At 71.5% G+C, this 15,293-nt stretch carries 11 protein-coding genes; 5 read left to right on the top strand and 6 right to left on the bottom strand.

Going from position 1 to position 15,293, the window contains the following annotated elements; genetic code table 11:
• Positions 1–81: 81 nt before the first annotated feature.
• The 6 genes from M8C13_RS28250 to M8C13_RS28225 all read right to left on the bottom strand — a co-directional run bounded on the left by M8C13_RS28250 (position 82) and on the right by M8C13_RS28225 (position 6,875).
• Positions 82–534: a heat shock protein transcriptional repressor HspR gene (locus M8C13_RS28250; RefSeq protein ID WP_252483758.1), complete on the bottom strand. Its 453-nt coding sequence runs from the start codon at positions 532–534 to the stop codon at positions 82–84.
• Entirely contained in the window at positions 531–1,712 is a 1,182-nt protein-coding gene (gene dnaJ / locus M8C13_RS28245) for a molecular chaperone DnaJ (protein ID WP_252483757.1), read from the bottom strand. The genes M8C13_RS28250 and dnaJ overlap by 4 nt, the downstream gene beginning before the upstream one ends.
• 32 nt (positions 1,713–1,744) lie before the next feature.
• Complete coding sequence (gene grpE, locus M8C13_RS28240; RefSeq protein WP_374213179.1) at positions 1,745–2,413, bottom strand: nucleotide exchange factor GrpE; 669 nt, start codon at positions 2,411–2,413, stop codon at positions 1,745–1,747.
• The gene (gene dnaK, locus M8C13_RS28235) at positions 2,410–4,263 is read right to left on the bottom strand and encodes a molecular chaperone DnaK (protein ID WP_252483755.1); all 1,854 of its coding nucleotides are present in this window, start codon (positions 4,261–4,263) and stop codon (positions 2,410–2,412) included. Before dnaK ends, grpE begins: the two co-directional genes overlap by 4 nt.
• 216 nt (positions 4,264–4,479) lie before the next feature.
• A complete protein-coding gene (locus M8C13_RS28230) occupies positions 4,480–5,523 on the bottom strand; it encodes an alpha/beta hydrolase (protein WP_252483754.1) in 1,044 nt (347 codons plus the stop codon).
• Positions 5,524–5,558: 35 nt separating this feature from the next.
• On the bottom strand, positions 5,559–6,875 hold the full coding sequence (locus M8C13_RS28225) for a cytochrome P450 (protein WP_252483753.1): 1,317 nt from the start codon (positions 6,873–6,875) through the stop codon (positions 5,559–5,561).
• Between the two features lie 128 nt (positions 6,876–7,003).
• Here M8C13_RS28225 and M8C13_RS28220 point away from each other — a divergent pair, with 128 nt between their 5' ends.
• The 5 genes from M8C13_RS28220 to M8C13_RS28200 all read left to right on the top strand — a co-directional run bounded on the left by M8C13_RS28220 (position 7,004) and on the right by M8C13_RS28200 (position 15,218).
• Positions 7,004–7,819 carry an SAM-dependent methyltransferase gene (locus M8C13_RS28220; RefSeq protein ID WP_252483752.1) on the top strand — a complete coding sequence of 272 codons (816 nt, stop codon included), beginning with the start codon at positions 7,004–7,006 and terminating at the stop codon, positions 7,817–7,819.
• A gap of 4 nt (positions 7,820–7,823) precedes the next feature.
• Positions 7,824–9,986, top strand: coding sequence for a bifunctional diguanylate cyclase/phosphodiesterase (locus tag M8C13_RS28215; protein WP_252483751.1), 2,163 nt, complete (start codon positions 7,824–7,826; stop codon positions 9,984–9,986).
• A gap of 121 nt (positions 9,987–10,107) precedes the next feature.
• Positions 10,108–12,210 (top strand): S1 family peptidase, encoded by a 2,103-nt coding sequence (locus M8C13_RS28210; protein ID WP_252483750.1) that lies wholly within the window; start codon positions 10,108–10,110, stop codon positions 12,208–12,210.
• A 185-nt stretch (positions 12,211–12,395) separates the two neighbouring features.
• Positions 12,396–14,381 (top strand): hypothetical protein, encoded by a 1,986-nt coding sequence (locus M8C13_RS28205; protein ID WP_252483749.1) that lies wholly within the window; start codon positions 12,396–12,398, stop codon positions 14,379–14,381.
• A 78-nt stretch (positions 14,382–14,459) separates the two neighbouring features.
• Positions 14,460–15,218, top strand: coding sequence for an ESX secretion-associated protein EspG (locus M8C13_RS28200; RefSeq protein WP_308202870.1), 759 nt, complete (start codon positions 14,460–14,462; stop codon positions 15,216–15,218).
• Positions 15,219–15,293 lie beyond the last annotated feature (75 nt).

Genomic DNA, 15,293 nt, shown 5'->3' with positions numbered 1-15,293 from the left:
CAACGCGCGCTCCTGGAGCGGCCGGCGCTCCTCGCGCGCTGGCCAACTCCGCGTGCGGGTTCGGCCCACACTCGCGGGGCGCTAGCGGGGCTGGGGTTTCCAGACGACCAGGGCGGTTTGCTGGGGGCGGAGGGGGACCAGGTCTCGGCGGTAGGAGGCGTGTACGGCGGCAGCCGCGTGGTCGGCGGCGGCGTGGGCGGCGGCGAGCTGGCGGTGCAGGTCCTCGACCTCGGTGCGGAGGCGTTCGGCCTCGGTGGCTAGCTCGATGATCCGCTTGATGCCCGCCAGGTTGACGCCTTCCTCCTGGGACAGGCGCTGGACTTCCTTGAGCAGCGCGATGTCCCGCGCGGAGTACCGGCGGCCCCCGCCCGCGGTGCGGCCGGGGGACACCAGGCCAAGCCGGTCATAGGTGCGCAGGGTCTGCGCGTGCAGGCCGGAGAGCTGGGCCGCGACCGAGATCACGAACACCGGGCTGTCCTCGGTCGCGCCGGGCGGGAAGGGGATCCCGCCACCCTGGTCACCGAACTGGCTCATGGCTCATCCCGTCCCAACAGTGCGGTCAGCGCCGGTCGTGGGTCGAAATCCGCTGTTGCCGCGGCGTAGGCCTCCAGTGCGGCGCGGGCCTGTTCGTCCACAGTGGACGGAACAGCCACCTGCAGGGTGACCAGCAGGTCGCCGAACGTGCCGTCCTTGCGGGCGACGCCCTTGCCGCGCACACGAAGCGTGCGGCCGCTCGTGGTGCCTGGCGGCACCCGTACTGACACCTTGCCCTCCAGCGTGGGCACGGTCAACGTGGTGCCCAGCACCAGTTCCGGGAAGCTGCACGGGATGGTCACGGTGATGTCGTCGCCGTTGCGCCCGAACAGCTCGTGCGGGGCCACGTGCACCCGGACGAACAGGTCGCCCGCCGGCGCGCCGTTGCGGCCGGGCTCGCCCTGGCCGGCCAGCCGGATGCGCTGGCCGTCGTCCACCCCGGCCGGGATCCGCACGGTGAGCGAGCGGGTGCGGGTGCTGACCCCGTCGCCGCCGCACTCCACGCACGGGTCGTCGACGATCCGCCCGACGCCGCGGCAGTCGCGGCAGGGCTCGCTGAAGGCGAAGGCGCCCTGGCTGCGGCTGACCACCCCGGCGCCCGCGCAGGTCGGGCAGGTCCGCGGCGAAGTGCCGGGACGCGCGCCGTTGCCGCCGCAGGTGCCACAGGTGGCCGGGCTGGACAGGCGCAGCGACACGGTGGCTCCCCGGACGGCCTCGGTGAAGTCGATCCGGACCTCGGTCTCCACGTCCTTGCCGCGCTGGGCGCGGGCCGCGCTGGCCTGCCCGCCGCGACGGCCGAACAGGCCGCCGAGCAGGTCGCCGATGCCGCCGGAGCCACTGGCCGCGGCGCCACTGGCCGCGCCGCCGAACAGGTCGCCGAAGTCGAAGCCGCCGGAGCCGCCGCCGAACCCGCCACCACCGGCCGGCCGGAACCCGCCGGAGCCGAACAGCCTGCGCGCCTCGTCGTACTGCTTGCGCTTCTCGGTGTCGGAGAGCACCCCGTAGGCCTCGGAGACGGCCTTGAACCTGGCCTCCGCCTTGGCATCACCCGGGTTGGCGTCCGGGTGCAGCTCGCGGGCGAGCTTGCGGTAGGCCTTCTTGATGTCGTCACCGGGCGCCTCGGGAGGGACACCCAGCTCGGCGTAGAAGTCCTTCTCGATCCAGTCCCTCGCACTCATCCGGACGCCCCTCCCTTCTCGCTGTTGGTCATCTACTGCGGGGTGTCGCCGTCGGCCGGTTCCGCCGCGGCGTGCCGCCCGGTGCTCTCCGGCGCCGGGGCCTGCGCGCCGGGCTCGTGGTCGGTGACCCCGACCATGGCCGGGCGCAGCACCCGCTCGCCGAAGCGGAAACCGCGGCGCAGCACCGCGGTGACCGTCGGCCCGGAGACCTCCGGCGAGGTGTCGTGCTGCACGGCCTCGTGCACCGAGGGGTCGAACTCCTCGCCCTGGTGCCCGAAGGCCTCCAGCCCCGCCTTCTGCAGGGTGGCCGCGACCTTGTCGGCCACCGCCTTGAAGGCGCCGGTCAGGTCGCCGTGCTGCTCGGCGCGCTCGAAGTCGTCGAGCACCGAGAGCAGCTCGGTGACCACGCTGGCCTTGGCGTTGTTGACCACCAGCTCGCGGTCGCGGTCGACCCGCTTGCGGTAGTTGGCGTACTCGGCCTGGAGCCGCTGGAGGTCGGCGGTGCGCTCCTCGAGCTGCTGCCGCAGCTCTTCCAGCGCGCCGGCGTCCACCGGCGGTGCGGCGACGGTGGCCTCAGCGGCCGCCTCCGCGGCGGCCAGCTCCTCGCTGGCCGCCGCGGAGCGAACCTCGCCGGTCTCCGGGTCGATGCGACGGCGGTCGCGAACCACCACGCGCTCGGATTCTGGCTGCTGTTCGGTCACTTCTTGCTGCCACCCTTGTTGTCGTCCTCGACGATCTCAGCGTCGACCACGTCATCGGCCTTGGGCTGGCCAGGGGTCTCCGCGCCGGGCGCGCCGGGGGCGGCCTGCTCGTTGCCCTGGTACATGGCCGCGCCCATGGCCTGGGACTCGGTGGCCAGCTTCTCCATCGCGGCCTTGATCGCCGGGATGTCGGTGCCCTTCAGCGCTTCCTTGGCCTCGGTGAGCGCGCCGTTGACCTTCTCCTTGACCTCGGCGGGCAGCTTCTCGTCGTTGTCCTTGACGAACTTCTCGGTCTGGTAGACCAGGGTCTCCGCCTGGTTGCGGACCTCGGCCTCCTCGCGGCGCTGCTTGTCCTCCTCCGCGTGCGCCTCGGCGTCCTTCATCATCCGGTCGATCTCGTCCTTGCCCAGGGCGGATCCACCGGTGATCTGCATGCCCTGTTCCTTGCCGGTGGCGAGGTCCTTGGCCGAGACGTGCACGATGCCGTTGGCGTCGATGTCGAAGGTGACCTCGATCTGCGGCACGCCACGCGGGGCGGGCGGCAGGCCGGTCAGCTCGAACATGCCGAGCTTCTTGTTGTACGCGGCGATCTCGCGCTCACCCTGGAACACCTGGATCTGCACCGAGGGCTGGTTGTCATCCGCGGTGGTGAAGATCTCCGAGCGCTTGGTCGGGATCGTGGTGTTGCGCTCGATGAGCTTGGTCATCACGCCGCCCTTGGTCTCGATGCCAAGCGACAGCGGGGTGACGTCGAGCAGCAGGACGTCCTTGACCTCGCCCTTGAGCACACCGGCCTGCAGCGCCGCGCCGACCGCGACGACCTCGTCCGGGTTCACGCCCTTGTTCGGCTCCCGGCCACCGGTCAGCTCCTTGACCAGCTCGGCGACCGCGGGCATGCGGGTGGAACCGCCGACCAGCACCACGTGGTCGATCGAGCCGACCGGGATGCCGGCGTCCTTGATCACGTTGTTGAACGGCGCGCGGCAGCGATCCAGCAGGTCGGAGGTGATCCGCTGGAACTCCGCGCGGGTCAGCGACTCGTCCAGGAACAGCGGGTTCTTGTCCGAGTCCACCGTGATGTACGGCAGGTTGATGTTCGCGGTGGAGGTGCTGGAGAGCTCGATCTTGGCCTTCTCCGCGGCCTCGCGGATCCGCTGCAACGCCATCTTGTCCTTGGTCAGGTCGATGCCGTTGCTGGACTTGAACTTCTCCACCAGCCAGTCGACGATGCGCTGGTCCCAGTCGTCACCACCGAGGTGGTTGTCGCCGGAGGTGGCGCGGACCTCGACCACACCGTCACCGAGCTCCAGCAGGGACACGTCGAAGGTGCCGCCGCCGAGGTCGAAGACCAGGATGGTCTGCTCCTTCTCGCCCTTGTCCAGCCCGTAGGCCAGCGCGGCCGAGGTGGGCTCGTTGACGATGCGGAGCACGTTCAGGCCGGCGATCTGCCCGGCCTCCTTGGTGGCCTGCCGCTGCGCGTCCTCGAAGTACGCGGGCACGGTGATCACCGCGTCGGTGATCTCCTCGCCGAGGTAGGCCTCGGCGTCGCGCTTGAGCTTCATCAGCACGCGGGCGCTGATCTCCTGCGCGGTGTAGGCCTTGCCGTCGATCTCGGTCTTCCAGTTGGTGCCGATGTGCCGCTTGACCGACCGGATCGTGCGGTCCACGTTCGTCACGGCCTGGTTCTTGGCGGGCTGACCCACCAGAACCTCGCCGTTCTTGGCGAAGGCGACGATGGACGGAGTCGTCCTCGAGCCCTCCGAGTTGGCGATAACCGTCGGCTCACCGCCTTCGAGGACGGTGACGACGGAGTTGGTCGTCCCCAGGTCGATGCCGACCGCTCGCGCCATGAATCTTCCCTCCACTGCTGGTCACGCTGTACGTAGGCGGATCAGCCAAGGCAACCCTTGAGTGATCCAGGCTCAAGTCTGAGGATAGGAGCACTACCTCGTCAAATGCGAGGTTGAGTCCATCACACTCAAGCTTCTGACAGCTCCAACGGATGGGAAGCGCGGTTTGTTCCGGGGACGGCCGTCCGGGCGGGAACGGCCGTCCCCAGGGCCGGTCTAGCGACCGACCATCTCCTCAGCCCACCTCGCGGTGGCCTGGAAGAACTCGGGTGCGTTCGGCGCGTAGTTGAAGGAGTGCCCGTAATCGGGCAGCACGAACGTGCGCAGCCGGGCGGCCGGCGCGAAGTTGGGCGCCTCGAACCGCTTCAACGCCTCCGCCGACGAGCAGTCGCTGCCCAGCAGGCCGCCGCAGAACACCTGGTCGTCCCCGCCCATGGCCAGCAGCACCGGCACGGTGATCTGCCTGCTCAGCGGCAGCAGCGTGCCGAGCAGGATGCCGTCGACCGCCTCGCCGGCGGCCAGCCCGTCCTTGTTCGCCTCGTCGTGGGCGACCGCAGCCGCGTCCAGCGGGCCGCCGCGGTGGAAGGCGGTGTAGCGCAGCCCGGCCGCGGTGGTCAGCGAGGTCGGGTCGAGGTGCCCGAGCCTCGGCTCCAGCAGCACCGGGGTCAGCGTGGTCAGCGTGGGCACGATGCCGGTCAGGTTCAGCCGGTGCAGCTGACCGGCGATCAGCACGCCGTCCACGTTGCGGTGGCTGGCCGCCACGATCACCGAGACCGCCGAGCCCAGCGAGTGCCCGCCGAGGATGACCTTGCTGAACTTCGGCCCCAGCGAACCGGACTTCATCGCCTTGACCACGTGGTTGACCGCGTTGGCCTGGGTGAAGGCGGTCAGCAGCGCGCTCAGCGGCTTGGAGCTGCGACCGGTGCCGAGCCGGTCCAGCGCGAGCGTGGCGAACCCGGCCTTGTTCTGCACCCGCCGGAACGAGCGGGTCTCCGGCGAGTGCGAGATGTCCCAGTAGGAGCTGTTGTAGGTGCCGCCGGGCACCAGCACCTGCACGGTGGAGCTGCCACCGGCCGGGGTGCACAGCCGGCCGTACATGGTCTGGTCCAGGCTGAGCAGGGGCAGGTCGAGCAGGGAGACCGGGATGGACAGGTCCCGGCAGGTCGCCTCGGCGGCCCCGGCCGGGATCGGCGCGATCAGGGCGCTCAATCCCAGGCAGGCCGCGGTCGCGGCACCGATCCGGCGCCAGAACAAACGCACGGGAAGAACCTCCAAATAGATGATTCGCGGAACAACTAATTCCGTGGGACTGCCGTCATCGGCAGCGCGCTCGGGTACGGAGCGTTGGTGAACTTCACCCGTACCGGTCGATCTGACACCGGAACGAGTCGCCAGCCCGCGGCCACCGTCGCGATCGCGATCAGCAGCTCGGTCATCGCGAAAGAGTTTCCGATGCACTGCCGGATACCGGCGCCGAACGGGATGAACGCGCCCTCGGGCAGCGCGGCCGTCCGTTCCGGCGACCAGCGGTCCGGGTCGAACCGTTCCGGCTCCGGGAAGTACCGGGAGTCGAAATGCATGGTGTAGGGACTGATGATGACCTCGTCACCGGCCCGCAGGCGCAGACCGCCGAGGTCGAGGTCGCGGTTGGCCCGCCGCATCAGCAGCCAGAGCGAGGACTTCCGCAGCGCCTCGGTGGCCACCCGCCTGGCGTACTCCAGCCGGGGCAGGTCGGCGAAGGTGACCTGGCGACCGCCCAGCACCTCGTCCACCTCGGCGTGCAGCCGCGCCTCCACCTCGGGGTTGCGGCCCAGCTCGTGGAAGACCCAGCCCAGCGCCAGCGCGCTGGTCTCGATGCCGGCCGTGAGCAGGTTGATGACCTCGTCGAAGACCTGCCGCTCGGTCATGCCCTCGCCGGTGTCGGCGTCCCTGGCCAGCAGCAGCAGGGACAGCAGGTCGCCGTGGTCGACGCCGTCCCAGCTGTCGATGACCCTGGTCACGACCTCGCGCATGCGCAGGATCGCGGCGTCGAAGGCCTTGTTGCCCGGGATCGGCAGCCGCTCGACGAAGGAGGGCGACAGCGAGCGGATGATGCCCTGTTTGACGATCACCGGGATGGACCGGCGGGCCTCCTCGACCGCGGTGCCGCCCAGCTCGGTGGAGAACAGCGCGGCGCCGACGATGGTCACCGCCAGGCCCTGCATGTCGGCGTCGATCCCACGGACCTCGCCCGGCCGCCAGGAGCCGGTCAGCGCGGTGGCGGCCTGCACCATGTTCTCCGCGTAGTGCTCGATCCGGCCCTGCCGGAAGGCGGGCAGCATGAGCTTGCGCTGCCGCCGGTGGAACGCGCCGTCCGACATCGCCAGGCCGTTGCCCATGTACGGCCGGAACTTGTCGAACATGGCGCCTTTTCCGAAACTCGCGCCGTCCGTTACCAGCACGCGATGGACCAGTTCAGGACTTGTGATGAAATAAGCCTGGAGTGGCCCTAAATACAGCTTGACAATATCGCCGTGATCACGCAGTTCCGCGGTGAAGCGGAACTTTTTGCGCAGCAAGGCCGGTGTGTGCCCGAGTAACGGCCACCGACCGGGTGCCACCCGGACGGGCATTCGCACTCCTTGCGCCGGTAATGGGAGGTGGCCACACTAGGGCCCATTCGGCCGCAGGCAACAGTACCCAACCGAGTGGGTGGAAATCTGGCTATGCTGTGCGCCGCTACGAATCGAGGTGTGTTTCCGTGACGCGGACGCAGGACTGGGTCCCGGCCGGCGTCGACATAACGACGCCGAGCATGGCCAGGGTCTATGACTACGTGCTCGGTGGCAGCCACAACTTCGCGGTGGACCGCGACACCGCCGAGACCCTCAAGCGCATCGCGCCCAGCCTGCGCCGGGTCGCCCGGCTCAACCGCGCCTTCATGGCCAGGGTGGTCCGCTACCTGATGGCCCAGGGCGTGCGGCAGTTCCTGGACATCGGCTCCGGCATCCCGACCGTGGGCAACGTGCACGAGATCGCGCAGCAGGTCGACCCGGCCTGCCGGGTGGTCTACGTGGACCGCGACCCGGTGGCGGTCGCGCACAGCGAGCTGATGCTGGAGACCGTGCCCGGCACCGGCGTGGTGCACGCGGACATGCGCGACCTGGACTCGATCGTGGGCAGCACCGCGGTCCGGCAGCTGATCGACTTCGAGCAGCCGGTGGGCCTGCTGTTCATGCTGATGCTGCACTGGCTGCCCGAGGACTCCGCGCCCGCCGAGCTGGTGGGCGGCTACCGCGACCTGCTCGCGCCCGGCAGCTACCTGGCGCTGAGCCACGCCACCCACGACGAGCAGAAGCAGGACCTGGAGGACCTCGGCGACGCCATCCGCTCCTCGCGCAGCGCGGACCAGGTCACGCCGCGCTCCTACGAGCAGATCCTGGCCATGTTCGGTGACTTCGAGCTGGTCGAGCCGGGACTGGTCGGCTGCGCGAACTGGCGGGCCGAGGGGCCGGGGGACGTCGCCGACCCGTCGAGCAACGCCTATCTCTACGTCGGCGTCGCCAGGAAGAGCTGAACCGATGCCGGATCTCAGTCTTCAGGCAGAGCCGCTCCCGCCGCCGGAGGACTGGCGCCGCAAGCGCCGCACGCTCGCGCGCAAGTGGGCCTACGTGCTGGCCGAGGCCAACTACGTGCCGCTGGTGCACGCCGACTTCGAGGCTGAGCTGATCGGGCTGCTGGACCGGATGTGCGCGGCGGTGCACAGCGACCCGGCGGACACCGGACCCGCGGCCGCGGCGGGCGCCCGGCTGGTGGAGCTGAACTGCGCCGACGACCGGGCGCTGGCGACCACCATGGACGTCCTTGGCCCCGGGCTGCTGGCGCTGCCCGAGTTCGCCGAGGGCGGCGCGCCTGCCGAACGCGTGGTCCAGGCCCTCGGCGCGCTGGCCGTCGGCTTCGTCGGCGCGGCCCAGCAGGCCACCCTGGCGCAGCAGGAGAGCATGCAGCGTTCGCTGCTCAAGGCGGTCCGCGACGCCAAGTGGAACCTGCGGGCCGCGGAGGCCAGGTTCGATGAGGTCGCCACCTCCTCGGCCAGCGGCATCCTGATCACCGGCCTGGACGGCGAGCTGGTCACGGTGAACGCCTCGGCAGGCGCGATCCTCGGCTACTCACCTGACGAGCTGACCGACCGCAACCTGTTCGAGCTGGTCGATCCCGAGCGGGTGCCCGCGCTGCGCGAGGACTACGCGGCGCTGCGGGAGGGCAGGCTGGCCAGGATCAAGCAGTCCCAGCGGTTGCTGCGCCGCGACGGCGACCACGCGATGGTCTCGCTGACCGCCTCGCTGCTGCGCGGCGCGGACGAGGCGCCGGACCACTTCGTCACGGTGGTCGAGGACGGCACCGAGCTGGTGCTGCTGCAGAACGAGCTCAGCCGCCAGTCGCTGCACGACGTGCTGACCGGGCTGCCCAACCGCCAGTTCTTCGGCACCCAGCTGGAAACCGTGCTGCGCCAAGCGGATCGGCGCTACGGCGTGACGCTGCTGCACCTGGACCTGGACGGCTACGCGGCGGTCCGGGACGGCCTCGGCGAGCGCGCGGCCGAGCAGCTGCTGGTGGTCGCGGCGCAGCGGCTCAAGGCGGTGCTGGCCGGGCAGAAGGCGATGGTGGCCCGCTTCGACGGGGCCGAGTTCGCGGTGCTGCTGGAGAACTCGCCGTCCACGCCCGAGCTGGTGAGCCTGGTGCACGCGATCCGGCGCGAGCTGGCCGAACCGTCCTATGTGGATGGTCATGGCACCGCGCCCACGGCCAGTGTCGGCGTGGTGCACCTGCCCTCGCCGGAACGCACGCCGGAGGACGTGCTGCGGGGCGCCCGGCAGGCGCTGCGCCGGGCCAAGGCAGGCGGCGGCGGGCAGTGGGAGCTGTTCCACCCCGAGCACGAGCGGCTGGACCGGCGGCGGGACGCGCTGGCCGCGACCATGCCCGGCGCGTTCGAGAACGGCTCGGTGGAGGCGCGGTACCAGCCGCTGGTGCGGCTGGCCGAGGGCACCGTGGCCGGGGTCGAGGCGCTGGTGTGCTGGGAGCACGCCGAGTTCGGCCCGCTGCCCGATCAGCAGTGCCGGGAGCTGGCCGAGCGCACCGGGCTGATGCCGCAGCTGGGCGAGTGGCTGTTGCGCGCGAGCTGTGCGCAGGTGGCCTGGTGGCGGCAGCGGCTGGGCCGCGAGCTGCTGCTGGCGCTGAGCCTGACCGCGCAGCAGGCGACGGATCCGGACCTGGTGACCAGGCTGCTCGGCGTGCTGGAGCAGACCGGCTTCCCGGCCGAGCGGCTGCTGCTGGAACTGCCCGCGCTGACCCTGGCCGCCGATCACGGAGAGTCAAGGGACAACCTGCGCACGCTCACCGACCTGGGTGTACGCACGGTGCTGCGGGACTTCGGGCCGGGCACCGCCAACCTGGCCGCGGTGACCGATCTGGCGGTGGACTTCGTCCGGGTGAACCGTGAGCTGGTCAAGCGGGAGCTGGTGCCGGGCTCACCGGTGACCGAGGCGCTGCGGCGGCTGCCGAAGCTGGCGCACCAGGCGGGCGTCAGCGTGATCGTGGATGGCGTCACCACCGCTGAGCAGGCAGAATTCTGGTTCGCGGCCGAGGCGGACCTGGCCTGCGGCGACTACTTCGGGGTGGCCGGCAGGCCGGATGAGCTGGCTGCGGGCTTTGGCGGCCCTGCCTGGCGGGTCAAATCCACGTAACGAAGTTCGCACCTTTTTTCACAAACTCATCCCGCACTGGGTGGAACTAGAGCTAGCTTCCCTGCGTCACCCATCCGAGGTAACCCAATCGGGGCACGGTGGGTTCTGGGGAAGGAGCTCGATGAGTAAGGCAAGCCTGCGCCGGAGGTTCGGCGCTGCGATGACCGTGGGTGGTGTCCTGGTTCTGGGCACCGCGCTCGGCACCGGCGCCGCGCCCGCGCAGCCGACCGAGGTCACCGCGGACGCGGTCGTGCAGTCCATGCCGGCCGAGCTGAAGGAAGCGATCCGCAGGGACCTGGGCAAGGACGCCAAGGAGTACGTGGCCACTGCACGGGCCGCGGACAAGGCCGCGCTGGCGGGTAGCAAGCTGCGCAAGGAGCTGGGCGAGAAGTTCGGCGGCGCGTGGTTCGACAAGAACAGCAAGAAGCTGCACGTCGCGGTGACTGACGCCGCGGTGGCCGCCAAGGTGCGGGCCGCCGGTGGCGAGGTGCACCAGCGCGCGGTCTCCGCTGCCGCGCTCGACCGCGCCGCGGACACCATCAGCAAGTGGGCGAAGTCGCTGACCGGCGACAAGCGCAACGCGTTCCAGGCCGTCGCGGTGGACACCAAGGACGGCAAGCTGGGCGTCACCCTGTCCACCTCGGAGGCCGGCAAGGCGCTGGCTGCCGAGCTGCCCAAGGTGAACGTCCAGGTCGAGGTCGGGCACAAGGAAGAGGAACTCCAGCCGGAGAAGGACATCCGCGGCGGCGACGGCTACACCGTCTCCGGCACGGGCTCCAGCCTGCGGCTGTGCTCCCTCGGCTTCAACGCCGTTGACAAGCTGGGCCGCGGCCAGATCATCACCGCCGGGCACTGCTTCGACGGCTTCGACGGCCGCAAGGTCAACGTCGAGATCAAGGGCGCGGGCAACCCGGTCGGCGAGGCCATCGGCCTCGGCGAGAACGTGCGCTTCGACAACGACGCCAACGGCGACGACTCGGCCACCATCAAGGTGACCAACGGCGCGCAGAAGCTGCTGCCGGAGGTCAACCGCTACAACGGCGGCGGCCTGAAGCTGGACGGCCTGACCGACCCGATCCAGGGTCAGGAGATCTGCAAGTCCGGTCGCACCACCGGCTGGCAGTGCGGCAACGTGGTCAACACCGACGTGTCGGTCAAGATCGGCGGGCACCTGCTCTCGCTGTTCCAGCACGACGCGTGCAGCATCCCCGGCGACTCCGGCGGCGCCGTGGTCCTGGGCTCCAAGGCACTGGGCATCACCTCCGGTGGCGCGGCCAACCCCGGCGACAAGTGCCCCACCGCGGGCCAGCCGAAGGACCGCTCCTACGCCGAGCTGGTGCAGCGCGACATCCTGCCCGACTACAAGGGTGACGCGCAGCTGACCGTGCTGACCGCCAACGGTGACGAGGACGAGGACGGCGTGCTCGACATCAACGAGCTCAACGCCGACATCACCAAGATCAAGGACACCAACAACAACGGGGTCGCCGCCTACCGCGACGCCGACGAGCCGAACCTGTCCGCGCCGAAGCTGACCAGCCCGGCCGACAAGTCCCGGATCACCGAGCGCAAGCCGGTGCTGACCGGCACCGCCAAGCCCAACGCCACCGTGTCGCTGACCTACAAGGGTCAGACCAAGGAGCTGAAGGCCGACGCGAGCGGCAAGTGGACCGAGGCCATCACCACCGACCTGGCCTACGGCGGTCACGAGATCACCCTGAAGCAGAAGGCGGGCGACCTGACCTCCCGCGAGGTGAAGTCCACCTTCACCGTCGTCCCCTCGGCCCCGGTCATCACCGAGCCGAAGGAAGGCGCCAAGAGCGAGAACGCGCGGCCGACCGTCGCGGGCACCGGCACCGCCGGGGCTGTCGTCACGGTGACCGCCGGCGACGTGAAGCTGGGCGAGGCCACCGTGGGCGCCGACAGCAAGTGGAGCGTCACCCCGGCCGCCGACCTGGCCAAGGGCAAGCACACCATCTCCGCCAAGCAGACCATCGACAAGGTGGACTCCGACGCGGACACCGTGGCCTACGAGCTGACCAAGGGTGGCGCGGCGGTCCCGCCGACCACCAGCCCGGCCGGTAACGGCGGCGGCAACGGCGGCCTGGCCAAGACCGGTGTGGACAACGTGCTGCCGATGCTGATCGGCGGCGGCGTGGCCGTGGCCGGTGGCGTCGCGCTGCTGGTGTTCTTCCGCCGCCGCAAGGCCGGCGCGGAGTCCTGAGCCAACTAGTCACACAGCACCAGAACGGGCGGTCGTCCTACGGGACGGCCGCCCGTTTCTTTGCCGTACCGCGACCTTCATAACGAACCCGGCAGCGACCGGCGGAACTGCCCCTTCGGGCGGCTAGCGTTTGGCCACGTCCCGTTGTCGCGGGCGGGTTCGTGTGGTGGCGAAGAAGGTGCGGGATGCGCAGGGCGCTCGGGTTGGCTGGTGCCGCCTGCCTGCTCGTGCTGGGTGGGGCGCCCGCTTGGGCCGCGCAGCAACCCGGTGAGCAGGCATTACTCGCCGCGCACGCCGAGGCGCTGCCGCAGGGCCTGAAGGACGCGCTGCGCCGGGACCTCGGCCTGGAGCCGGTGACCTACCTGGCCAACGGCCGCGCGGCCCGGCAGGCCGCGGCCAACGCCGAGCGGCTGCGCGGTGAGCTGGGCTCCTCCTTCGGCGGCGCCTGGTTCGAGCCGGGCCACCGGCGGCTGCGGGTCGCGGTGACCGACGAGGCGGCCGCGGACCGGGTAAGGATCACCGGCGCGAGCGCGCAGGTGCGGCCGGGCAGCGCGGAGGCCATGGACCAGGCGGTGGACGCGCTGGCCCGCTGGTCGGCCGGGCTGCCACCGGCCGAGCGGGCCGCGGTCTTCGGCATCACCCCCGACGTGCGTGCGGGCACCCTGCGGCTGCTGCTGGCCGACTCCCCCGCCGGGCGCAAGCTGGCCGCCGCGCTGCCCAGGACCGCGGTGACCGTGCGGGCCGAGCACACCGACCTCCCGCCGCAGCCGCCCGCGGTGCGCGCGCAGGGCTGCGGCTATGGGCTCAACGCGCTGGACCGGGCGGGCCGGGTGGTCTCCCTCGGCCCCGCGCACTGCGCGCCGCTCGGCTCGGCGGACCGGTTCACCCTGGCCTCGCTGGACGGCGACGGACCCGGCGACGACCTGGCCTCGATCCGGGCCGCCGACCCGCACACGGCCCCGGTGCCCGAGGTGGCCGGACCCGGTGGCGCGCTGCGGGTGGAGTCGCTCAGCGCGGTGATCCCCGGCGCCCAGGTGTGCGCGGCCGGTCGCGGCGGCTACTCCTGCGGCACCGTGTTCGCGCCCCGCTCGGTGTGGCGGCTCGGCGAGACCGGCGCGATGGCGCTGCGCGGGTTCGAGGTGCACGGGCTGTGCGTGGACGGCGGCGGCGCGCTGCTGGCCGGTGGCGCGGCGCTGGGCTGGACCTCGGCCGCGCACCTGGGCTCGGCGGCCGGTCGCTGCCGCCCGGTGCCCGGACCTGGCGGCCTGACCTCACTGGCCCTCGGCGAGTCGCTGACCTCCGACGTGCTGCCCAGCTTCGGCGGCGAGCTGCGGCTGCTGACCACCGAGGGCGACGCGGACGCCGACGGGGTGCGCGACGTGGACGAGCTGGCCCCCGGCCGCGGCAGCCCGCGCGATGCCAACGGCGACCGGCTGGCCGCCTACCTGGACCCGGACGAGCCGCGCCTGCGCGCGCCCGCGCTGCTCGGCCCGCTGGACGGCAGCCGGGGCACCGACACCGAGCCCGAGGTGCACGGCACCGCCCGGCCCGGCGCCGAGGTGAGCGTGCGGCTGGACACCAAGCCCCCGCAGCTGGTCACCGCGGACCGCGAGGGCCGCTGGCGGCTCGCCCTGCCGGAGAAGCTGTGCCTGGGCGGCCACCAGCTGGTGCTGAGGCAGCGCGTCAGCGGGCAGGAGTCCCCGGAGGCGACCGGCAACTTCACCGTGATGCCCGCCCCGCCGGTGATCACCGCGCCCGCGCCGGGCGAGCGCGCCGACCTGCCCCGGCCGCAGATCGGCGGCCTGGGCAAGCCCAAGGCGCTGGTGACCGTGTCGGTGGACGGCGTGCCGGTCGGCTCGACCACGGTCGGCGCGGACGGCCAGTGGCGGCTGCGGCCCAGCACCGATCTCAAGCCGGGCGCCCGCTCGATCACCGCGCGGCAGACCGTGACCAGGGTGGACTCGGCCGAGGCCAGCCTGCGCTACGAGGTCGGCGGCCTGGTCGCGCCCAGCCAGGACAGCACCGAGGCCGGTGGCCGGCCGGGGCTGACCGCCGAGCTGAAGACCGGCGGGCACCCGGTGGCGGTGGCGGTCACCCTCGGCGGCGGGTTGCTGGTGCTCGGCGTGGTGCTCGGACTTCGAAGGTTCCGCAACCGCGCTGGCGCGGATTAGCGCGTTGTGCGGCCGACGCCGCCCGATCGGGGGTACCGTTGGCGGCCTGAACCTGGTGCGACACAGGGAAGGAAGGCCATGTCGGCGGTCGTGCTCACGCCCATGGAGTTTTTCGTGAGCTGGGAGGACCTCGCGCCGGGGGCCCGGCCGCTGGTGCTCGACGTCGTACCGGACCCGGCCACCGAGGAGGAGGCCGAGCAGATCCGCCGGACCGCCTGGATCGGGCTGGCGGACAAGGGCCTTGGCTGGCCAGGCCAGCTCAACTCCTGGTACACGGACCTGCTGCACCAGTTCGCCCGGCCGCGCACCGCGATCGACCTGCGGTTCAACCTGGACCGGGAGCGCTCGCTGCGCGCCATGGTCACCGGCAGCGGCGAGTTCGTGGCCTGCGGCAGCGTGATGGACAACCAGGTGCGCATCTCCGAGATCGGCCCGACCACCATGCCGGAGGCCGCCGCCGAGCTGCTGCCCGAGCACCCGCCCGGCCACGGCGACCAGATCACCGTGCCCAACGACCTGCTCCAGTACGCCGCCGCCCGCGCGGGCAAGTCCTACGACGCCTTCGCGCACGAGCTCGAGCTGGGCGGCATGCCGCCGGGACCGGCCCGCGCGCTGGCCCAGACGGTGAGCGCGGAGCGGTTGCGCGGCGGGCAGTTCGGCGCCACCGGCTGGGACCACTGGGGCGAGCGCAACCGCGCTGAGCACGTGGTTTCGGTGGTGGACAACGTGGAGGGCCGCTACTCGGTGCGCGCGATCGGCCAGTACACCACGGTCGCCCCAGCGGACCCGGCGAGCTTGGTCGAGAATCTGTCCGAACTGCTGATCTCGGTCAACTGACGCCAACCGGTGCGACACCGGACACGCCAGGTGGTTACTGGTGAGTAATATGGCGTAGTCTCCCGGGCACGGCAG

The sequence above is a fragment of the Crossiella sp. SN42 genome (assembly GCF_023897065.1).
In the GTDB taxonomy this organism is placed as follows: Bacteria; Actinomycetota; Actinomycetes; order Mycobacteriales; family Pseudonocardiaceae; genus Crossiella.
Note: the sequence above shows the minus strand (reverse complement) of the source record. Positions and strands in the feature narration are given on the sequence as shown.